General features: G+C 72.4%; 18 protein-coding genes. 9 read left to right on the top strand and 9 right to left on the bottom strand.

Going from position 1 to position 19,157, the window contains the following annotated elements; translation table 11 throughout:
* Positions 1 to 5 precede the first annotated feature (5 nt).
* Both OHA58_RS20130 and OHA58_RS20135 read left to right on the top strand, forming a co-directional pair.
* Positions 6 to 1,205 (top strand): acyl-CoA dehydrogenase family protein, encoded by a 1,200-nt coding sequence (locus OHA58_RS20130; protein WP_405480378.1) that lies wholly within the window; start codon positions 6 to 8, stop codon positions 1,203 to 1,205.
* Positions 1,202 to 2,251, top strand: coding sequence for a Zn-dependent alcohol dehydrogenase (locus OHA58_RS20135; RefSeq protein ID WP_405480379.1), 1,050 nt, complete (start codon positions 1,202 to 1,204; stop codon positions 2,249 to 2,251). The genes OHA58_RS20130 and OHA58_RS20135 overlap by 4 nt, the downstream gene beginning before the upstream one ends.
* A gap of 26 nt (positions 2,252 to 2,277) precedes the next feature.
* On the opposite strand, the gene OHA58_RS20140 is transcribed toward OHA58_RS20135, so the two are convergent.
* Complete coding sequence (locus OHA58_RS20140) at positions 2,278 to 3,300, bottom strand: GlxA family transcriptional regulator (RefSeq protein WP_405480381.1); 1,023 nt, start codon at positions 3,298 to 3,300, stop codon at positions 2,278 to 2,280.
* An 86-nt stretch (positions 3,301 to 3,386) separates the two neighbouring features.
* On the opposite strand from OHA58_RS20140, the gene OHA58_RS20145 reads away from it, so the two are divergent.
* Positions 3,387 to 4,727, top strand: coding sequence for an MFS transporter (locus tag OHA58_RS20145; RefSeq protein ID WP_405480382.1), 1,341 nt, complete (start codon positions 3,387 to 3,389; stop codon positions 4,725 to 4,727).
* Here the strand turns inward: OHA58_RS20145 and OHA58_RS20150 are convergent, their stop codons facing one another.
* The 4 genes from OHA58_RS20150 to OHA58_RS20165 form a co-directional block, all read right to left on the bottom strand.
* On the bottom strand, positions 4,728 to 5,330 hold the full coding sequence (locus OHA58_RS20150) for a flavin reductase family protein (RefSeq protein WP_405480383.1): 603 nt from the start codon (positions 5,328 to 5,330) through the stop codon (positions 4,728 to 4,730).
* Between the two features lie 83 nt (positions 5,331 to 5,413).
* Positions 5,414 to 6,208 carry an enoyl-CoA hydratase/isomerase family protein gene (locus OHA58_RS20155; protein WP_405480385.1) on the bottom strand — a complete coding sequence of 265 codons (795 nt, stop codon included), beginning with the start codon at positions 6,206 to 6,208 and terminating at the stop codon, positions 5,414 to 5,416.
* 32 nt (positions 6,209 to 6,240) lie between these two features.
* The gene (locus OHA58_RS20160; RefSeq protein ID WP_405480386.1) at positions 6,241 to 8,457 is read right to left on the bottom strand and encodes an acetate--CoA ligase family protein; all 2,217 of its coding nucleotides are present in this window, start codon (positions 8,455 to 8,457) and stop codon (positions 6,241 to 6,243) included.
* Positions 8,458 to 8,687: 230 nt separating this feature from the next.
* Entirely contained in the window at positions 8,688 to 9,839 is a 1,152-nt protein-coding gene (locus OHA58_RS20165) for a flavin-containing monooxygenase (protein ID WP_405480388.1), read from the bottom strand.
* 149 nt (positions 9,840 to 9,988) lie between these two features.
* Here OHA58_RS20165 and OHA58_RS20170 point away from each other — a divergent pair, with 149 nt between their 5' ends.
* From OHA58_RS20170 to OHA58_RS20185, 4 genes are read left to right on the top strand one after another with little or no spacing between them, the layout of a single operon-like run.
* Complete coding sequence (locus tag OHA58_RS20170) at positions 9,989 to 10,441, top strand: DoxX family protein (protein ID WP_405480390.1); 453 nt, start codon at positions 9,989 to 9,991, stop codon at positions 10,439 to 10,441.
* Positions 10,438 to 10,854: a Zn-ribbon domain-containing OB-fold protein gene (locus OHA58_RS20175; protein ID WP_405480392.1), complete on the top strand. Its 417-nt coding sequence runs from the start codon at positions 10,438 to 10,440 to the stop codon at positions 10,852 to 10,854. Before OHA58_RS20170 ends, OHA58_RS20175 begins: the two co-directional genes overlap by 4 nt.
* A 24-nt stretch (positions 10,855 to 10,878) precedes the next feature.
* The gene (locus OHA58_RS20180; protein WP_405480394.1) at positions 10,879 to 11,766 is read left to right on the top strand and encodes a GNAT family N-acetyltransferase; all 888 of its coding nucleotides are present in this window, start codon (positions 10,879 to 10,881) and stop codon (positions 11,764 to 11,766) included.
* Positions 11,767 to 11,772: 6 nt separating this feature from the next.
* Entirely contained in the window at positions 11,773 to 12,333 is a 561-nt protein-coding gene (locus tag OHA58_RS20185; protein WP_405480395.1) for a GNAT family N-acetyltransferase, read from the top strand.
* Between the two features lie 225 nt (positions 12,334 to 12,558).
* Here the strand turns inward: OHA58_RS20185 and OHA58_RS20190 are convergent, their stop codons facing one another.
* From OHA58_RS20190 to OHA58_RS20205, 4 genes are all read right to left on the bottom strand, one after another.
* Positions 12,559 to 13,212: a pyridoxal 5'-phosphate synthase gene (locus OHA58_RS20190; protein WP_405480397.1), complete on the bottom strand. Its 654-nt coding sequence runs from the start codon at positions 13,210 to 13,212 to the stop codon at positions 12,559 to 12,561.
* Between the two features lie 101 nt (positions 13,213 to 13,313).
* Positions 13,314 to 14,765: an amino acid permease gene (locus tag OHA58_RS20195; RefSeq protein WP_405485062.1), complete on the bottom strand. Its 1,452-nt coding sequence runs from the start codon at positions 14,763 to 14,765 to the stop codon at positions 13,314 to 13,316.
* A 153-nt stretch (positions 14,766 to 14,918) separates the two neighbouring features.
* Positions 14,919 to 15,875, bottom strand: coding sequence for a hypothetical protein (locus OHA58_RS20200; protein WP_405480399.1), 957 nt, complete (start codon positions 15,873 to 15,875; stop codon positions 14,919 to 14,921).
* 222 nt (positions 15,876 to 16,097) lie between these two features.
* Entirely contained in the window at positions 16,098 to 17,276 is a 1,179-nt protein-coding gene (locus OHA58_RS20205; protein ID WP_405480401.1) for a thiolase C-terminal domain-containing protein, read from the bottom strand.
* Positions 17,277 to 17,418: 142 nt separating this feature from the next.
* Here OHA58_RS20205 and OHA58_RS20210 point away from each other — a divergent pair, with 142 nt between their 5' ends.
* Both OHA58_RS20210 and OHA58_RS20215 read left to right on the top strand, forming a co-directional pair.
* On the top strand, positions 17,419 to 18,621 hold the full coding sequence (locus OHA58_RS20210; RefSeq protein ID WP_405480402.1) for an acyl-CoA dehydrogenase family protein: 1,203 nt from the start codon (positions 17,419 to 17,421) through the stop codon (positions 18,619 to 18,621).
* Positions 18,621 to 19,097: a nitroreductase family deazaflavin-dependent oxidoreductase gene (locus OHA58_RS20215; protein ID WP_405480404.1), complete on the top strand. Its 477-nt coding sequence runs from the start codon at positions 18,621 to 18,623 to the stop codon at positions 19,095 to 19,097. Before OHA58_RS20210 ends, OHA58_RS20215 begins: the two co-directional genes overlap by 1 nt.
* Positions 19,098 to 19,157: the final 60 nt, after the last annotated feature.

Here is a 19,157-nt window from a genome sequence, read left to right on the forward strand (position 1 = left end):
GCGTTGTGGAGTTCGGGTTCGGGGATGAGGACGAGGCGTTCCGGCGGGAGGCCCGCGCGTGGCTCGCGGAGCACCTCACCGGCGAGTACGCCGTCGCCCGGGGGCGCGGCGGGCCCGGGAGCGAGCACGAGGACGCCGGCGTACGGCGGTCCTGGGAACGGGAGTTGGGCGCGTCCGGGTGGATCGGGCTCGGCTGGCAGCAGGGCGGGTACGGCAACCGGGTCGCCTCGCTGACGCAGCAGGTCGTCTGGGCCGAGGAGTACGCGCGGGCCCGGGCGCCCGCACGCCACGGGCACATCGGCGAGAACCTCCTCGCCCCGACCCTGATCGCCTACGGCGACGAGGCGCAGCAACAGCGCTTCCTGCCGCCCGTCGCCTCCGGCGAGGAGCTGTGGTGCCAGGGGTACAGCGAGCCCGGCGCCGGCTCCGACCTCGCGAACCTGCGCACGGCCGCCGTGCGCGACGGGGACACGTACCGCGTGACCGGGCAGAAGGTGTGGACATCGCTCGCGCACGAGGCCGACTGGTGCTTCGTGCTCGCGCGCACCGAGGAGGGCTCGCGGCGCCATCACGGCCTGTCGTTCCTCCTCGTGCCGATGGACCAGCCGGGCCGGATCGAGGTGCGGCCCATCCGGCAGCTGACCGGCACGAGCGAGTTCAACGAGGTGTTCTTCGACGGGGCGCACGCGCGCGTGGAGCACGTCGTCGGCGGCGAGGGGAACGGCTGGCGGGTCGCCATGGGGCTGCTCGCCCTGGAGCGCGGCGTCTCGACGCTCGCCCAGCAGATCGGCTTCGCCGCCGAACTCGCCGAGGTCGTACGGACCGCGGTGCGTACGGGCGTGGCCGAGGACCCGCTGTTCAGGGACCGCCTCGTACGGCAGTGGGCCGAGCTGCGCGTCATGCGGTTCAACGCGCTGCGCACGCTCGGCGGCGCGCAGGACCCGGGCGCCCCGAGCGTCGCCAAGCTCCTGTGGGGCCGCTGGCACCAGCGCCTCGGCGAACTCGCCCTCCAGGCGCGGGGCGCGCTCGCCGCCGCCGGCCCCGGGGACTGGACGCCTGACCGTACGTACGAACTCGACGCCGCACAGCGGCTGTTCCTCTTCAGCCGGGCCGACACGATCTACGGCGGCTCGGACGAGATCCAGCGCAACATCATCGCCGAGCGCGTGCTCGGGCTGCCCAGGGAGACGAGGGAGTCGTCATGAGGGGTGTCGTGTTCGACGGGGTCCGGGCCGACGTGGTCGACGATCTCGAGATACGCGATCCGGGGCCGGGGGAGGTGCTCGTCGACGTCGCGGCCGCCGGGCTGTGCCACAGCGATCTGTCGGTGATCGACGGGACCATCCCGTTCCCGGCACCGGTCGTGCTCGGGCACGAGGGCGCGGGGGTCGTGGAGGCCGTCGGCTCGGGCGTCACGCATGTGGCGCCCGGGGACCATGTGGCGCTGTCCACGCTCGCCAACTGCGGCGCCTGCGCGGACTGCGACCGGGGGCGGCCGACCATGTGCCGCAAGGCGATCGGGAGGCCCACGCAGCCGTTCTCGCGGGGCGGCACGCCGCTCTACCAGTTCGCCGCGAACTCCTCGTTCGCCGAACGGACCGTCGTGAAGGCCGTGCAGGCCGTGCCGATCCCCGCCGACATCCCGCTGACGTCGGCCGCGCTCATGGGGTGCGGGGTGCTGACCGGTGTCGGGGCCGTCCTCAACCGGGCGCGCGTGGACCAGGGCGACACCGTCGTCGTCATCGGGACCGGCGGGATCGGCCTCAACGTGCTCCAAGGGGCCCGGATCGCGGGCGCGTCGAGGATCGTCGCCGTCGACGCGAACCCCGGCAAGGAGGCGGTGGCACGGCAGTTCGGCGCCACGGACTTCCTGACCTCGGCCGACGGGGTCAGGGACGTCCTGCCGACCGGCGCCGACCACGTCTTCGAGTGCGTCGGCCGCGTCGAGCTGGTCCGGCAGGCCGTCGACCTCCTCGACCGGCACGGCCAGGCCGTACTCCTCGGCATGCCGGGCCCCGCCGCGGAGGCGTCCTTCGTCGTCGCCTCGCTCTTCCTCGACAAGTCCATCCTGGGCTGCCGCTACGGCTCCTCGCGGCCCCAGCGCGACATCAGGCTCTACGCCGACCTGTACCGCCAGGGCCGGCTGCTGCTCGACGAGCTGGTCACGGAGACGTACCCGGTCGAGGACTTCGCGAAGGCGGCGGAGGACGCGCAGCAGGGGAGGGTGGCGCGGGGGGTGCTGGTGTTCTGAGCCGCGCCTGCGTCGGCTGACCGCGCCTACGCTGTCCGGCCCGTGCCCTGCGGGTTCGTCGCGTGGAACGTGCGGCGGTAGGCCGTGGGGGTCACGCCCAGTGCCGTCTGGAGGTGCTGCCTCATCGACTGCGCCGTGCCGAAGCCCGACTCGCGCGCCACCTGGTCCATCGACAGGTCGCTCGACTCCAGCAGGTGCCTGGCCAGTTCCACCCGCTGCTGGGTGAGCCACTGGCCCGGGCTGACGCCGGCCTCCTCGCGGAAACGGCGCGTGAAGGTGCGGACCGACATCGCCTCCTGGGCGGCCAGGTCCCGCAGCTGGAGCGGTTCGTGGAGGCGGGCCAGGGCCCAGGCGCGGGCCTTGGTCGTGGTCGCGAGCTGGGGTTCGGGGACGGGGCGGTGGATGTACTGGGCCTGCCCGCCGTCGCGGTGGGGCGGGACGACGGTGCGGCGGGCCACCTCGTTGGCCACCGCTGCGCCGTGGTCGCGGCGGACCAGGTGCAGGCAGAGGTCGATGCCCGCGGCGACCCCGGCCGACGTCAGGACGTTGCCGTCGTCGATGTAGAGGACGTCGGCGTCGACCCTGACCTTGGGGAAGAGCCGCTGGAAGTGCTCCGCCGACGCCCAGTGCGTGGTCGCCGGGCGCCCGTCCAGATAGCCCGCCGCGGCGAGAACGTAGCTGCCGGTGCAGATCGACACCATCCGCGTGCCGGGCCTGACCAGTGCGAAGGCCGCCGCCAGCTCGTCGGTGAGTACGCCCTCGTCGAGGACGGGGCCGTGCTCGTACGACGCGGGAACGACCACCGTGTCCGCGGTCGCGAGCGCCTCCGGGCCGTTCCTGATCAGGACGGCGAAGTCGGCGTCCGTCTCCACGGGGCCGGGTTCCCTGACCGAGCACGTCACGACCTCGTACAGCGGCCGGCCCTCGGTGTCCTTGGCGCGGGTGAAGATGCGCTGGGTGATGCCGAGTTCGAAGGGGAGCACACCGTCGAGAGCCAGGACGACCACGCGGTGGGGGCGCCGGGTGCGGGCTGCGGGAGTCTCGGGCATGGCTCCGAGTGTATGGCCCGATCCTAGCGAAGGCTGTCTTTCGGGCCACTCGTCCGGGGTGGGCAGGTGATCCGATGCTGTCTGCTGTGACGCACACAACCGACATCGACGCCGCGGCCAAGGGCTCGCCCGGCGCGGGCGCCTCCCGTCCGCCGCGCCCCCGTCCCCGTATCCACCGCGCCTGGTTCGTGGCCGCCGTCACCTTCGTGACGATCATCGGAGCCGCCGCCTTCCGGTCCCTGCCGGGGCTGCTGATCGACCCGCTGAACGAGGAGTTCGGCTGGTCCCGCGGCACCATCGGCCTCGCCGTGTCCATCAACCTCGCGCTGTACGGGCTGACCGCGCCCTTCGCCGCCGCCCTCATGGACCGGTTCGGCATCCGGCGCGTGGTCGCCGTCGCTCTGGTCGTCATCGCGGCCGGTTCAGGCCTGACCGTGTGGATGGACTCGGCGTGGCAGCTCCTGCTGTGCTGGGGCCTGCTCGTCGGGCTCGGCTCCGGCTCGATGGCCCTCGCGTTCGCCGCGACCGTCACCAACAGGTGGTTCACGGCCCGGCGCGGGCTCGTGACCGGCATCCTCACCGCCGCGTCCGCTTCGGGGCAGCTCATCTTCCTGCCGCTGCTCTCGTGGATCGTCGAGGCGCACAAGTGGCGGCCCGCGGCCGTGACGGTGGCGCTCGCGGCGCTCGCCGTCGTGCCGTTCGTGTGGCTGCTGCTGCGCGACCACCCGGCCGACGTGGGCACCACCCCGTACGGCTCCGAGGAGTTCGTCGAGAAGCCGCCGCCCGTCACCGGGGCCGCCCGCCGCACCGTGGGCGTGCTCTTCAAGGCCGTCCGTACGGGGCCCTTCTGGCTGCTCGCCGGGACCTTCGCGATCTGCGGCGCCTCCACGAACGGGCTCGTCCAGACGCACTTCGTGCCGGCCGCGCACGACCGCGGGATGCCGATCACCGCGGCGGCCTCGCTGCTGGCCGTGGTGGGGGTCTTCGACGTCGTCGGAACGGTGGCGTCGGGCTGGTTCACCGACCGCTTCGACGCGCGGCGGCTGCTCGCGGTGTACTACGCGCTGCGCGGGATCTCCCTGCTGTTCCTGCCGATGCTCCTCGCGCCGTCCGTCCACCCGCCGATGATCTTCTTCATCGTCTTCTACGGGCTCGACTGGGTCGCCACCGTGCCGCCCACTCTGGCCCTGTGCCGTGAGCACTACGGAGAGGACAGCGCGATCGTGTTCGGCTGGGTGCTCGCCTCGCACCAGGTGGGCGCCGCGCTCGTCGCCTTCCTCGGCGGCGTCGCCCGCGACATGTTCGGCTCGTACGACGTCGTCTGGTACGCGTCCGGCGCGCTGTGCGCCGCGGCGGCCCTGATGGCGCTTGTCATCCGGCGCCGTCACGCCGATGCCGGTGCGGGCATGGTGGCCGGACTCGCCTGATCAGGGCTCGAAGCGGCCGAACGCGCCCTTGTGGAACAGCAGAGGGGACGCCCCGCCGTCCCCCGTCCCGAGCGCCTCCACCCGGCCCACCACGATGAGGTGGTCCCCGCCCGTGTGGACGGCGTGGATCGTGCAGTCGACCCAGGCGGGCGCGCCCGCGATCCGCGGCGAGCCCGTCACGGGCGCCGCGTCGTGCTCGACGCCCGCGAACTTGTCCGCTCCGCTCACGGCGAAGGACCGGCACAACGCGCCCTGGTCCGCGCCCAGGACGTTCACGCAGAAGACGCCGGCGCTCGCGATGCGCGGCCAGGTCGTGGACGTACGGGCCACCATGAAGGCCACCAGCGGCGGGTCCAGGGAGAGCGAGGAGAAGGACTGGCAGGCGAAGCCCGCGGGGGGAGCGCCGGGGTGCGGGGGCGGCGCCGTGACGACGGTGACGCCGGTGGCGAAGTGCCCGAGGACGCGGCGGAACTCGCCGGGGTCCAGTGGCGCCCGCTCGTCCTCGCCCACGGCCCGTAGCTCCGGACGCGGCAGTGCGTCCACCGGCTCGGCCGACGTGGGCGCACCGACCTCCCGGAGGTACCGGACCACCGTGGCTGCCATTCCCGCATGTCCCATCACACCTACGATTGAAGCTGACGGAGCGTCAGATGGGAAGGGGGCGGACAGCCAGGGGTTGTCGGCTCTCAGCGCCCCTCGTACGTCGCGTCGCGCCGCTCCCGGAAGCTGGCCACGCCCTCCTGCGCGTCCCGCGTCGTCATGTTGATCTCCTGCGCCGCCGCCTCCGCCGCGAAGGCGGTCGCCCGGTCCGACTCCAGCGAGGCGTTGACGAGCTGCTTGGTCATGGCGATGGCGCGGGTCGGGCCGTTCGCGAGGCGCGTCGCCCACTCCTCGGCCGTCTTGCGCAGGTCCTCGTCCGGGACCGTACGGTTGACGAGGCCCAGGCGCTCCGCGTCGCGCGCGGACAGCGCGTCGCCGAAGAACATCAGCTCCTTCGCCCGCTGCGGGCCGACGAGCCGCGGGAGCAGATAGGCGCCGCCGCCGTCGGGGACCAGGCCGCGGCGCACGAAGACCTCGATGAACCGGGCGGACTCCGCGGCGATCACCAGGTCGCAGGCGAGCGCCAGGTGCGCGCCGATGCCGGCCGCCGTCCCGTTCACCGCCGCGATCACCGGCTTCTCGCAGTCCAGGACGGCGGCGGTCAGCCGCTGCGCGCCCCGCCGGATCGTGCGGGCCACGTCACCGGGCACGCGGGGCCCGGTGTCGGGCGTGCCGCGCAGGTCGGCGCCGGCGCAGAAGCCCTTGCCGGTCGCCGTGAGGACCACGGCGCGCACGTCCGGGTCGGCGGAGGCGTGCTCCAGGATGTCGATGATCTCGTTGCGCTGGTCCCAGGTGAGCGCGTTCATCGCCTCGGGGCGGTTGAGCGTGATCCAGGTGACGTGGTCGGTCGTCTCGGACTGGATCGTCTTGGACTCGGTCATGTTCTCTTTCCCTTGTCAGCGCCGGACGGCGTTCAGTGGCAGACGGCGAGCGCGTCGAGCGCCACCGCGCCCTGGCCCCGGGGCAGCACCATCAGCGGGTTGATGTCCAGCTCGGCGAGTTCGTCGCCCAGTTCGAGGGCCATGCGCTGGACCCGCAGGACGACCTCCACCAGCGCGTCCAGGTCCACGGGCGGCGCCCCTCGCATCCCGTCCAGGAGGGGCCTGCCCCGTAGTTCGTCGAGCATCGCCCGCGCCTGGTCCTCCGCGAACGGAGGCACCCTCACCGCCGTGTCCCGCAGCACCTCCACGAGTACGCCGCCCAGGCCCACCGTCACCGTCGGGCCGAACAGGTCGTCCTGGGTGACCCCGACGACCATCTCGACGCCCCGCTCGACCATCTGGCAGACCAGGACCCCGTCCAGGTCGAGGCCCTCGTAGCGGGCGATGTCGGTGAGTTCCCGGTAGGCGTCCCTGACCTGACTGGCCGAAGTCAGGCCGACCTTGACCAGGCCCAGGTCCGACTTGTGGGCAAGGCGCGCGCCGGACGCCTTCATGACGACGGGGTAGCCGACCTGCCCGGCCGCCCGTACCGCCGCCGCGGCGCTGGTCACGAGCTGCTCGCGCGGTACGCGGATGCCGTACGCGCGCAGGAGCTGCTTCGCGGCGTGCTCGCTGAGCTGGCGGCCCGGACGCATCAGGGCCTGCGCCTTGCGGAAGGAGGGGGAGGGCGTGCGGGGCGCATCGGTGAACGGGGAGCGGTAGGCGGCGGTGAACCGGTGGTGGTCCAGATAGGCGCGGACAGCCGTGATGCAGTTCCCGAACGTGCGGAACGTCGCGAGGCGCGAGGAGCCGAGAAGCGTCTCGCGGTAGGCGTCCTCGGTGCCGAGGGGCGAGCCCCAGACGACACAGATCAGCTTGTCCGTGCGCTCCGCCGCCTCCGCCAGGTCCCGGGCCAGCTTGTCGCTCATCGGCGGGAACGGGCCGGTGATCGGGCAGATCAGGACGCCTATGGACGGGTCCTGGAGGATCGACTCGATGATCTTGGGGCCGCGCCAGTCGCCCACCGGGTGGCCGCCGTTGTCGATCGGGTTCGCGACGTTGAGGTACTCCGGGATCCACTGGTGCAGTTCCTGCTGCTTCGCCTCGGACAACGTCGGCAGGGTCAGGCCCGCGCGGGTGGCCAGGTCGGCGAAGTGGGCGCCGGTGCCGCCCGATATCGAGTAGACCGCCACGCCGTCCGCCCGCGGGGGCCGGGCCCGCGCCAACAGGGCCGAGGTGTCCTGGAGTTCGTCGAGTCCGTCGACCCTGATCACGCCGAACTGCCGCATCGCCGCGTCCACCACCGTGTCCGCGCCGGTCAGCTTGCCCGTGTGCGAGGCCGCCATGCGGGCGCCCGTCTCGGTCCGGCCGACCTTGACGGCCACGACGGGTACGCCGTTGCGCGCCGCGCGGTCCGCCGCGAGGAGGAACCCGCGGCCGTCCTTCAGGCCCTCCACGTAACACGCGATCGCCCCGACCTCCGCCTGCTCGGCGAAGTACGAGATGAAGTCCGCCGTCTCCAGGTCCGCCTCGTTGCCCGTGGGCGCCCAGTGCGAGAGCCGTACGCCCAGCTCCTGCATCGTGTAGAGGGGGCGGCCCTGGTGGCCCGACTGCGTGATGAGGGCGATCGCCGGTCCTTCGAGGTCGTCGCGGAACTCGGAGAACGCGTTCAGGTTCGTGTTCGGGCCCAGCAGCCGCATGCCCGAGCGGCTGACCGCCGCGGACAGGGACGACTGCGCGGCCGCCCCTTCCTCGCCGGTCTCCGCGAAGCCCGATGCGAACGCCACCGCGAACTTCACCTTGGCCTGGGCCAGTTCCTCGATGACCGGCAGCGGGTCCGAGATGAGGAGAACGGCGAGGTCGACGGGTTCGGGCAGCGCGGAGACGCCCGGCGAGCACGGGATGCCGAAGACGGTCTCGCGGGTGGGGTGCACGGGGTGGAGGCGGGCGCCCACGCGCTCCGCCCACGCGATCAGCTGGCGCGTGATGCCCGTGTTCGGGCGGCCCTCGGCGTCGGACGCGCCGATGACCGCTATGGATTCGGGCCGGAAGAAACGGTCCAGGTCGGGCACCTCGCGGTGCAGTGGCCTGCCGCTCACGTCCAGGTCGTCCGCCCTGCCGTGCACGGCGGGTGCCGGCTGCTCTCCGCAGGCGATCGTGCGGGCCCGGCGGGGGTCGGTGGTCAGGGTGCCGTATGTCGATCCAAGCATCGGGTCCGCCCGCTCCTCGACTGGTGCTCACTAACTGACGTTGTGTCAGATTACTGAACTGACGCTGTGTCAGGAACAGGGCTGCACGCAAAGGCTGTTACTGGTGTTCCCGCGGGCGGGCGGGTTGGAACGGCGGGATGTGGCCACTGTGGGCGGGTGTGGTGGACGGGACGCGGGCGGATGACGCCGTGCGTGCGTGCGGGCAGGTGGCGGGACGGCGGCGGCGGGGGTCAGCCCGCGATCGCCTTCGCGATCTTCCGTGCGTCCAGGGCCAGTTCGCGGAACATGCCGCTGATCGGGTTCGTGTACCCCGTGAAGTACAGGCCGGGCGCGGCGGGGTCCGTCCGCCGGCCGTGCGTGGTCGGGCGACCCCGGTCGTCCAGGACGCCGAGGTGACCCACCAGGTCCTCCAGCGCGCGGCGGTAACCCGTCGCCGCGATCACCGCGTCGGGGGCGATGTGCGTGCCGTCGGCGAGGACCACCTTGCCGTCCTCGAACGACTCGACGGCCGCGACGGGTTCGACCTTGCCCGTGCGCACGGCGTCGATCAGGCCGACGTCCTGCACGGGGATCGCGCCTTCGCGCACCCGCGAGTAGAGGCCGGTCGTGGGTCTGGGCAGGCCCTGTTCCGTCAGGTCGGGCACGCTGAGCTTCGCCATGGGGCGGGCCAGGCGGTCCACGATCGCCACGGGCAGCCTGCGGCACAGGATGCCGGTCCGCTGCGCGGGCCAGCCCGCGGTGGACCGGCGCACGATATGGGGCGCCGTACGGACCGCGAGCCTGACGCGGGACGCGCCGCCCTCGGCCAGGTCCACGGCGATCTCGGCGCCCGTGTTGCCGACGCCGACGACGAGCACGTCGCGGCCCGCGTAGGGCTTGGCGTTGCGGTAGTCGCCCGCGTGGAGGAGCTCGCCCGTGTACGAGGAGCGGCCCGGCCAGTCGGGCAGGCGCGGGGTGTGGTTGTAGCCCGTGGCGACCACGACGGCGCTCGCGGCCAGTTCGCGCCCGCCCGAGGCGCGCACGAGCCAGCCGTCCTCCGTGCGCTCCACGCGGGAGACCGCCACGCCGGTGACGATCTCCAGCTGGTGGAACTCGGCGTACTTCTCCAGGTAGCGCACGACGTCGTCGCGGGACACCCAGCGGCCGAAGCGGCGCGGGATCGCGAGGCCGGGGAGCCCGGAGAGCTTGCGGGTGGTGTGCAGGTGGAGGCGGTCGTAGTGGCGGCGCCAGGACGCCCCGACGTGCTCCGACTTCTCCAGGATCACGGCCCGTACGCCCCGCTCGCGCAGCGCCGCGGCCGCGGCGAGGCCGCCCGGGCCGCCCCCGATGACGTACACGGGGCGGTCCTGGTTGCGTGCGGCGGGCGCGGGGGTGGTGACCATGAGTGCGAGCGTAATCACGGTTCGATTTGATGGGTCTCGGTCAAGACCGGAATCGGTTGCGAATTCATCACGGCGTACGCCCCTTGCGGTAGCGCCCCCGTGTGCGCTGAACTGACGTTCCGTCAGAAACGGAGAGGAGGGCCCCGGTCGTGGACTCGATCTGGCTCGACGGCGTCGAATGGCTGGCCGTGCTGCGCATAGGCCTCGGACTGTGGTGGCTGGAGAGCTGGCGGCACAAGGACAAGAAGGGCTGGTTCGAGCGGGGCACCGGCATCGCCTGGGCCGCCGACGTCGCCGCGAAGCACCGGTGGAACGCCGTGCGCAGCGGCTTCGGCGCGGTCGTCACCCCCCGGCCGAAAGTGATGGCGTACATCGTCGTCTACGCCGAACTGGCCCTGGGGCTCGGGCTCGTGGCCGGCCTGCTGACACCGGTGGCCCTCGTCGGCGGGCTGCTCCTGAACCTCCTGTACCTGGTCCTGATGATCCACGACTGGGCCGAGCAGGGACAGAACGCGATGATGGCCCTCATCTCGCTCGTGGCGCTCTTCGCCATGTCCTGGCAGGCCTGGTCCCTCGACGCGGCGATCGGACTGTTCCTGTGACTCTTCCCGCGACCGTACGGTTCGACCTCCCCGAGCCCGACGCCTTCACCCGCCCCTACTGGGACGCGGCCGCCGACGGGACGCTGCTGCTCCGCCGCTGCCGCGCGTGCGCGCGGGCCCATCACTATCCGCGCGAGTTCTGCCCGCACTGCTGGAGCGAGGACGTGACGTGGGAGCGGGCGTCCGGGACGGCCGTCCTCTACACATGGTCCGTCGTCCACCGGAACGACCTGCCCCCCTTCGGCACCCGCACCCCGTACATCGCGGCCGTCGTCGACCTCGCGGAGGGCCCGCGGATGATGACGGAGATCGTGGACGCCGACGGCGGCGAGCTGCGCGTGGGAATGCCGCTGGAGGTCACCTTCCGGCAGGTGGAGGACTTCTCCGTCCCCGTATTTCGCTCGCGGACGTGAGGGGACGGGCGGCACCATGCCGTCATGACAGAGAGCCCCGCACCCGTGCCCGGCTGGCACCTCACCGCTGACGTCGACGACTTCCTCGCCCGCGCGGGCGACTACCTGCGCGCCGAGCCCGCCCTGCACACGGTCGCCCTGAGCGTCACCGCGAGCCTGCGGGAACGGAGGCCGGCGGTGTACGCCGCGCGGGGGCAGCTCTTCGGGGTGCTGTACGGGCCGGACGGCGGCGTGAGCGGGACGTTCCTGTGGACGCCGCCCTTCCGGCTGAGCATCAGCCCCCTGGACAGGGAGCAGGCGGACGCGCTCGCCGTCGCGCTCCAAGGGCGGGCGGTGACCGGCGTGTTCGGGGTCGACGCCGCCTCGGCCGCCTTCGCCGACGCCTGGCAGTCCCGCACGGGAGCGCGGGCCCACCGCGCCATCGAGCAGCGCCTCTACCGGCTCGGGGACCTCACCCCGCCGCTGCCCGCACCCGCCGGGCGGCCCCGCGTCGCCACCGAGGCGGACCGGGAACTGCTGGTCCGGTGGCGCAACGCGTTCGCCGCGGACGCCGGCACCCCGGGCGGTGCCTCGGGCTCGGAGGAATGGGCCGACGAGCGGATCTCGTACGGCGGCGTCACCCTCTGGGAGACCACGGACGGCGTGCCCGTCTCCATGGCCGGCGTGACCCGCGAGGCCGCCGGAACGGTCCGGGTCGCACCCGTCTACACCCCGAAGGAGCTGCGCGGCCGCGGCTACGCGGGAGCGGTCACCGCCGAGGTCAGCCGCGCCGCCCGGGCCGCGGGCGCGAGCGAGGTGCTCCTCTTCACCGACCTCGCCAATGCGACGAGCAACGGCCTGTACCTGCGCATCGGCTACCGCCCCGTGCGGGACTTCGCCGTCCACACCTTCACCGCACCCGAGAACGGCTGACACCTCATGATCGACACCCCTGAGATACGTGGCCACGGACTGCTTCTGCGCGGCTGGCGGGCCGGGGACGAGGGGGACGCCGCCGCCGTGCTGCGCGGGCTCGGCGACCCCGAGTTCCGGCGCTGGAACACCCCGCTCATCCCGGTCGACGACCTCGCCGCCGCGCATGCATACCTGCGCTCACGCCAGGAGGCGCTGGCGAGCGGCGAATCCGTGGCGTGCTGCGTCACCGACGAGAGCACCGGGGAAGTGCTCGGGCACGTCGGCATCAACGCGATCACGCCCGCGTTCCGCAGCGCCCGCGTCGGCTACTGGGTGTTGCCCGAGGCGCGCGGGCGCCGGGTCGCGACCCGCGCGCTGAGCCTCGCGTCGCGGCTGGCCTTCGGTGAACTCGGCCTCTACCGGATCGAACTGGACCACGCACTCGGGCACGAAGTGTCCTGCCGGGTCGCCGAGCGCGGCGGATACCGGTACGAGGGCACGCTGCGGGGTGCGATGTTCGAGGCGGGGCGGCGGGACGCCTTCCGGGACATGCACCTGCACGCCCGCCTCGCCTCGGACCCCTAGGGCCTCTCGTTTGGATCACGCCGGGCTCGCGGGGTCTGGTACGCGCATCTGCGGCGTTGTCGTCAATCACCGACTCCCCCGAGCTCTCGGCTTCGCTCGAGCAGGGGGACCCCCATCGCGTCGCCTCAATCCTCCGCCTTGCAGCTGCACGCACCAGACCCCGCTCCCTGATCCGGCCTGATCCAAACGAAAGACCCGAGTCGCAGGTGGCGTGAGCCGCACGCGTCACGGCCAGAGCAGCTCCCGTACCCAGCCCGTCTGCGTGGCGCGGTACCTGAGGCGGATGTGGCGGCGGCGGGCGTCGCCCTGGAAGAACTCCACCTCGCGCGGCGCCAGCGCGTAGGCCGTCCAGGTCGGGGCGGGGGCGGTCGGGTCGGCCTGCGCGCGCTCCCAGGCCGCGAGGGATGCCTGTTCCAATTCCTCCTGCGAGCCGAGGACCTCACTCTGGTGGCCGACCAGGGCCGCCGCCAGTGCTCCCGTCGAGCGGACGTGGAGGTCGGCCTGGCTCACCTCGGGGGACTGTGTGGTGACATCACCGCGTACGCGGATCTGGCGGCCCTGCGCCGGCCAGTAGAAGCCGAGCGCGGCCCGGGGGTGCGCCGCGAGCTGGCGGCCCTTGGCGCTGCCCGCGTGGGACGCGAAGTGGAAGCCGTCCTCGTCGGCGCCGTGCAGCATCACGGTACGGACGTCGGGCAGGCCGTCGCCGTCCACCGTCGCGAGCGACATGGTGTGCGGCTCGGTCTGGCCCGCGGCGACGGCCTCGGCGAACCACTCGACGAAGAGCGGCAGCGGGGCGGAGGGGGCCGCGGACGGGTCGAACTCGGGCAGTTCGGTGTCCCAGACGCGCAGGGACTTCAGGATCTCTCGCAGTTCCGGCATGCACCGATTCTGGCGGTGAACGCGATCGCCCCGCCGACCGGTCCGACCGGAAGGCGGGGCGACCCGTACGCCAGATGAGCAAAGCCGTCAGGCGAGGCCCGTCAGATCAAGTCCATTGCCGCGACCTCGTCCGGACTGCCGTAGCTGACCGGGCCCTGGAAGCGGCGGCGGGCCGTCGCGAACCACCACACCGTCGCGATCACGAGGACGGCGACCAGCGCGATCGGCGCGTAGTTGAACGACGTCGCGTTGATCGGGGACGCCTGCGGCAGCATGAACAGGACGCTGCTCGCCACGATCCAGACCACCGCGACCGCGGCCACCGGCTTGCCCCAGCGGCCCAGGCTCCACGGCCCCTGCTGGAAGTCGTCGTGGCGCAGGCGCAGGTAGATCGGGACGGCGTACGCGAGGTAGAGACCCACGACGTTCACGCTCACGATCGCGGTGAACGCCGTGTGCGACCACCAGCCCGGCACCACGAGGACCAGCGAGCAGGCCGCCGCGAGCCACACCGCCTTCACGGGCGTGCGCGTACGCGAGGAGACCGAGTGCCACCAGCGCGAGCCCGGCATGGCGCCGTCACGCGAGAAGGCGAAGATCTGGCGGGTGTTGCTCGTCATGTTGGCCAGGCCGCAGAACAGCATCGAGCCGATGACGATCAGCAGCAGGAGCTTCGCCGTCGTCATGCCGAGCGCGTCGATGAGGATCTGCACGGGCGGCGCCGACGCGCTCGCCTGTGCCGCGTAGTCGCCGATCGCGAAGACGAGGGCCAGCATCAGGATCAGGCCGGTGACGGCGGAGTAGCCGATCGACCGCATGATGCCCTTCGGCGCGTTGACCGTCGCCTGGACCGTCTCCTCCGACATGTGGAAACTGCCGTCGAAGCCGGTGAACGTCCAGCTGGTCACGAGGAGGCCGAGCAGGGCTGCGTAAATCCCGTTGGAGAAGCCGGTGTTGTTGGTGAACTGCGTGACGACCGACGCCGACCGGTGGTGGTCCGGTACGGCGATCAGCGCGACCACGATGACCACCATGCCGACGAGGAGCCACCACACGGAGATCCGGTTGACCAGCGCCACCAGCTGCACCGTGTACGTGTTGGCGAGCGCCTGGAGCAGCAGGATCACCGCCGTGATGAGGACCGTCTGCTGCGCCGTCGCGTGGTACGACGGCCACTGCATGACGAGGAACGCCTGGATGAACGTCGCCGCCGCGTAGCCCGTCGCCGCGGTGCCGCCGACCTGCCCCACGAAATTCAGCCAGCCCGTGTACCAGGACCAGGCGCCCTTGTGCCGTTTCGCCAGCTTTCCCGCCGAGAAATAGAGCGCTCCGCTCGTCGGATACGCCGATGCAATTTCGGCCATCGACGCTCCGACGAAAAGCACCATGGCCGCGACGGCTATCCAGCCGAACACGAGAATGCGCGGCCCGCCGGCGTTCATTCCGAACCCGAAGGACGAGAAGATGCCGGAGATGATGTTGATGATCGTGAAGGAAATCGCGAAATTGTCGAACGCCTTGAAGCGCCGGGTCAGCTTCCGCGGGTAGCCCATCGCGTGCAGCGTCGCGTCGTCGTCGAGCGCGGCGGCGGGCCGCCCGGATCTGGTGGGGGACGTGGGGGGAGTGGGTGCGCTGGTCAGGGGGTCGGACACAACCTCGGCCTTCCGGTGTGGGGGAATTTCCGAAACCTGTGGGGCGGGCGGGGGTCAGGGGCTGTGGGGGACCGGCAGGCCGCACGCGCGCCGCGCCCGGCTGAGCTGCTCCTCGGGGTCGCCGAAGACGCTCCACGGCATCCGGGACGCGTACGGGCCCATGGCCGTGAACACCGCCCGCGCCTCGAAGGCGCACTGCGCCATGTGCAGCGCGTGCGCCAGATACGCCAGGTCGAGAACCGGCGTGAAGCGGTAACCGGCCACCTGCGGCAGCCAGTTCCGGTACGCGCCGAGCGCAGTCGTCTTCCACTGCGGCTGGTCCCAGGTGTGCTCGGCGAGGAGGTGCGCCGGGTTGTGGCCCTCGACGAGGGTGACCAGGGGCAGCAGGCGCAGCGGGGACGAGGCCGGGGCGCGCTGGCTCAGATACGCGGCCACGTCCCAGGCCGCGTTCGCGCTGCCGCCGTGCCGGGTGAAGAAGAACGCCAGGAACTGGTGGTGGGCCTCGCGGTGCCAGGGGTCGAGGCGCGTGACGTGCTCGAACTGGGCCCACGGGCCGCGAGGTTCGGTGAGCAGGCCCTGCGGCGCGCGGTCGCGGGGCCGCTGGAGGCGGGCCATGGAGAGCCGGGCGGCCCACGGGGTGGGGTCCTTGGGCGCGAGGTCCGCGGCCCGGTCGCAGGCGGCGAGCGCTATCCGGCCCAGCGCCCCGATGCGCCGGTCGTGCGACTGGGCCGCGCGCAGGGTCCGGAACACGGCGACGCGCGCCCACAGCAGGGCGGCGTCGGGGCCGGGCTCCTCCTCGAGCCAGCGTTCCGCGAGGTCGGATTCGGCGGCGACGGAGGCCAGGACGAGGGAGCGGTGGGCGCGCAGTCCGAAGTCGCCGTGCGTCTCCTTGAGGACCGAGTGGGCGCCGAAGTAGCGGCCCGCCCGTAAATCCGTGCAGGCCCTGGCCAGCTCTCGGTCGTCGGCGGCGGGATGCCAGACGTACTGTCCTTCGAACGAGCCGGCGGTCATGCTCCCCTGCCACTGTTCTGCTTTTCCGTACGGACGACGGGGAGCACCCTACTCAGGATCAGGTCCTACGGAAACTGTGCATCCGAAATAACAGGGTCCGGGTTGTTTATGACGCGGCACATGAGCGGTCCGCGATCGGTTTATTGAAATTGCAAATTTGTTGTGCCGATTCCCGGATTCTTGTGGACGCGGCCTCAGGGGCGCGGCCTCATGGACGCGGCCTCAGGACGTACCGAGCACCACCGTTCCCGACGAGCAGAACCATCCGCCCGTACCGGACGCCACCGCGAGCCGCGGAAGCCTTCCGCCCGCCTTGCGCACCTGGCGCTCCCCGGCCTCGCCCCGCAGCTGCCGCACCGCCTCCACCAGCAGGAACAGCCCGCGCATTCCCGGGTGTTGGGCCGAAAGGCCGCCGCCGTCCGTGTTCGTCGGGAGCCCGCCGTCCCTCAGCAGCCGCCCCTTCTCCACGAACGATCCGCCCTCGCCCTTCGCGCAGAACCCCAGATCCTCCAGCGTCACCAGCGTCATGTAGGTGAAGGCATCGTAGATCTCCGCGAGGTCGATCTCATCGGGCGTGACGCCCGCCCGCTCGAAGGCGAGCTTCCCGCTGACGGCCGCCGGGGACACGGTGAAGTCGTCCCACTCGGACATCGTCGTGTGCGACGCGTACTCGCCCGAACCGAGCACCCACACCGGGGACTTGGCGCAGTCGGGCAGCAGGTCCTCGGCCACGAGCAGCACGGCGGCGCCGCCGTCCGAGCGTATGCAGCAGTGCAGTTTCGTGAACGGGTCCGCGATCACCGGCCCGTCGAGCACGTCGTCCACGGTGACCGGGTCGCGGAACATGGCCTCCGGGTTCAGCGCCGCGTTCGCCCGCGCCTGCACGGCGACCTCGGCGAGCTGCTCCAGGGTCGTGCCGTACTCGTGCATGTGGCGCCGCGCCGCCATCGCGTACTTGGCGATCAGCGAGTGCCCGTACGGCACCTCGAACTGGAGGGGGCCGCGGGCGCCGAAGCTCAGGTTCGACGTGCGCCGCCCGGCCTTGATGTCGGCGCGGGCCGTCGACCCGTACACGAGCAGGACGGCGCGCGCATGGCCCTGGGCGATGGCGTCCGCGGCGTGCGCCGCCATGACCTCCCAGGTGGAGCCGCCGACCGAAGTCGAGTCCACCCAGCGGGGTTTCAGGCCGAGATACTCGGCGACCTCGACCGGGGCGAGGATGCCGAGGCCCGCACTGGCGAACCCGTCGACGACATCGGGCGTGAGTCCGGCGTCGGCCACGGCGCGGCGGGCGGCCTGGGCGTGCAGGGCGTACGGAGTGGCCTCGTCCACGCGGCCGCAGTCGGAGAGGGCGATGCCGGCGATGGCGACCCGGCGGGAACCGTGAAGTGCGGCAGTCATGAATCTGACGGTACATCAGATTCCCGGATCCGCCAGATGCTCTCTCCGTGCACATCTCTGTGCTTCCCGACCCCGCCGCCCTAACATGACGCCCCGTCAGAACAGGGGTTCCGGGGTCGCCGGGCCCCGGGGAGGAGCCCGTATGGACGCCGCCTTCACCGCGGAACAGGACGAGATCCGCCGCACCCTGCACGAACTCATGAACAAACGCTGCGGCCCCGAAGACGTCAAGGCCGCCGTCGGCACCCCCGCCGGCTACGACCCGGCCCTGTGGTCGGCCCTCGGCGGCGAACTGGGCCTGCCCGGCCTGGCGCTCCCCGAGCGCTACGGCGGAGTCGGCTGCGGAACCACCGAACTCGCCCTGGCCTGCGAGGAGTCGGGCCGCGCCCTGGCCCCCTCCCCGCTCCTCGCCACCGCGGCGCTCGCCGCCCCGCTCGTCCTCGCCCTCGGCACCGAGGCGCAGCGCGCCGAACTGCTGCCCCGCATCGCGTCGGGCGCCCTGACCGCGACGCTCGCCGTGCCCGGCGAGGGCCTCGCCACCGCGCTCGGCCTGACCGGCGACAACCGCGGCGACTGGTCGGGCGGCGGCCGCGCGGGCGGCGTCCAGGCCAGGCAGGACGACCGCCATGACGGTGGCTGGCGCCTGTACGGGCAGGCCGACCAGGTCCTCGACGGACACAGCGCCGGCCTCCTGATCGTCGCCGCGCACACCGGAGGCTTCGCCCGCTCGCGGACCCTGCTCTTCCTCGTGCACGGCGACGCGGAGGGGGTCGTCAGGACCCGCCGGACGTCCCTCGACGAGACACGCCCTCGCGCCCGGGTCGAACTACGGGACGTAGCAGCTGAGTTGCTCGGCTCGGGCGAGGGCGACGAGGTGGCCGGAGCCCTGGCGGCCATGGGTGACGCGGCCGCGACCGTACTCGCCGCTGAAGCCGTCGGCGCCGCCGAGCGCGCCCTGGAACGGACCGTCGAGCATGTGCGCGGGCGCGAGCAGTTCGGGCGGCCCATCGGCTCCTTCCAGGCGGTCAAGCACCGCCTCGCGGACGTCTACGTCCAGGTGCAGGCGGCGCGCTCCGCGGCGTACTACGCGGCCTGGTCGGCGGGCTCCGGGAACGGCGAGCGGACGGGCGGCCTCGCCCTCGCCCAGGCCCTGGAAGCGCTGCGCACCGCCGCGTCCGAGGCCGTCCAGCTGCACGGGGGCATCGGCTTCACCTGGGAGCACGACGCCCATCTCTACCTCAAGCGCGCGACCGGCGACGAACTGCTCTTCGGCCCCGTCCACCTGCTGCGCGCACGCGCCGCGGAATCCGCCGAGCTCTTCACCCGCCAGGAGGCGAGTGCCTGATGGCACCACCCGGAGCAAGACTGATGCAGAAGGTCTCGTCGACCCGCGCCTTCGCCCGCGTCGCCCCCCACTTCATCCCCGCGATGGACCGCACCGTGCACCGGCTCACCCGGGGAAAGGTGCTGCTCAGCGCCCAGATGCTGCCGGGGGTCATCCTGACGGCGCAGGGCGCGAAAAGCGGACTCCCCCGGCGTACGCCACTCGCGTGCATGCCCGAGCAGGAGGCCGGCACCTGGCTGCTGATCGGGTCCAACTTCGGCCGCCCGGGACATCCCGCCTGGACGGCGAACCTGCTGGCCCATCCGGACGCCGACATCAACTGGAAGAGCGAGGACATCCCGGTCACCGCGCGGCTGCTCGACTCCGCCGAGCGGGAGGAGGCCTGGGCGGCGGTGCTGAAGTTCTGGCCGCCGTACGCGACGTACCAGGCGAGGGTGGAACGGGAGATCAGGCTCTTCCGGCTGGAACGCCGATAGGGCGGACCAGGGGATGGAACTGCAACAGCGGCGGCTCACGTGACACGCGAACCGCCGCTG

This window comes from Streptomyces sp. NBC_00009 (genome assembly GCF_045040855.1).
Lineage (GTDB): Bacteria > Actinomycetota > Actinomycetes > Streptomycetales > Streptomycetaceae > Streptomyces > Streptomyces aureus.

What these genes read in the sequence shown, in the direction of transcription:
- OHA58_RS20135 (WP_405480379.1), top strand. Translation starts at nt 1,202, where the DNA reads ATGAGGGGTGTCGTGTTCGACGGGGTCCGGGCCGACGTGGTCGACGAT.
- OHA58_RS20140 (WP_405480381.1), bottom strand. Translation starts at nt 3,300, where the DNA reads ATGCCCGAGACTCCCGCAGCCCGCACCCGGCGCCCCCACCGCGTGGTC.
- OHA58_RS20150 (WP_405480383.1), bottom strand. Translation starts at nt 5,330, where the DNA reads ATGGCAGCCACGGTGGTCCGGTACCTCCGGGAGGTCGGTGCGCCCACG.
- OHA58_RS20155 (WP_405480385.1), bottom strand. Translation starts at nt 6,208, where the DNA reads ATGACCGAGTCCAAGACGATCCAGTCCGAGACGACCGACCACGTCACC.
- OHA58_RS20160 (WP_405480386.1), bottom strand. Translation starts at nt 8,457, where the DNA reads ATGCTTGGATCGACATACGGCACCCTGACCACCGACCCCCGCCGGGCC.
- OHA58_RS20165 (WP_405480388.1), bottom strand. Translation starts at nt 9,839, where the DNA reads ATGGTCACCACCCCCGCGCCCGCCGCACGCAACCAGGACCGCCCCGTG.
- OHA58_RS20180 (WP_405480394.1), top strand. Translation starts at nt 10,879, where the DNA reads ATGACAGAGAGCCCCGCACCCGTGCCCGGCTGGCACCTCACCGCTGAC.
- OHA58_RS20185 (WP_405480395.1), top strand. Translation starts at nt 11,773, where the DNA reads ATGATCGACACCCCTGAGATACGTGGCCACGGACTGCTTCTGCGCGGC.
- OHA58_RS20190 (WP_405480397.1), bottom strand. Translation starts at nt 13,212, where the DNA reads ATGCCGGAACTGCGAGAGATCCTGAAGTCCCTGCGCGTCTGGGACACC.
- OHA58_RS20195 (WP_405485062.1), bottom strand. Translation starts at nt 14,765, where the DNA reads ATGGGCTACCCGCGGAAGCTGACCCGGCGCTTCAAGGCGTTCGACAAT.
- OHA58_RS20200 (WP_405480399.1), bottom strand. Translation starts at nt 15,875, where the DNA reads ATGACCGCCGGCTCGTTCGAAGGACAGTACGTCTGGCATCCCGCCGCC.
- OHA58_RS20205 (WP_405480401.1), bottom strand. Translation starts at nt 17,276, where the DNA reads ATGACTGCCGCACTTCACGGTTCCCGCCGGGTCGCCATCGCCGGCATC.
- OHA58_RS20210 (WP_405480402.1), top strand. Translation starts at nt 17,419, where the DNA reads ATGGACGCCGCCTTCACCGCGGAACAGGACGAGATCCGCCGCACCCTG.
- OHA58_RS20215 (WP_405480404.1), top strand. Translation starts at nt 18,621, where the DNA reads ATGGCACCACCCGGAGCAAGACTGATGCAGAAGGTCTCGTCGACCCGC.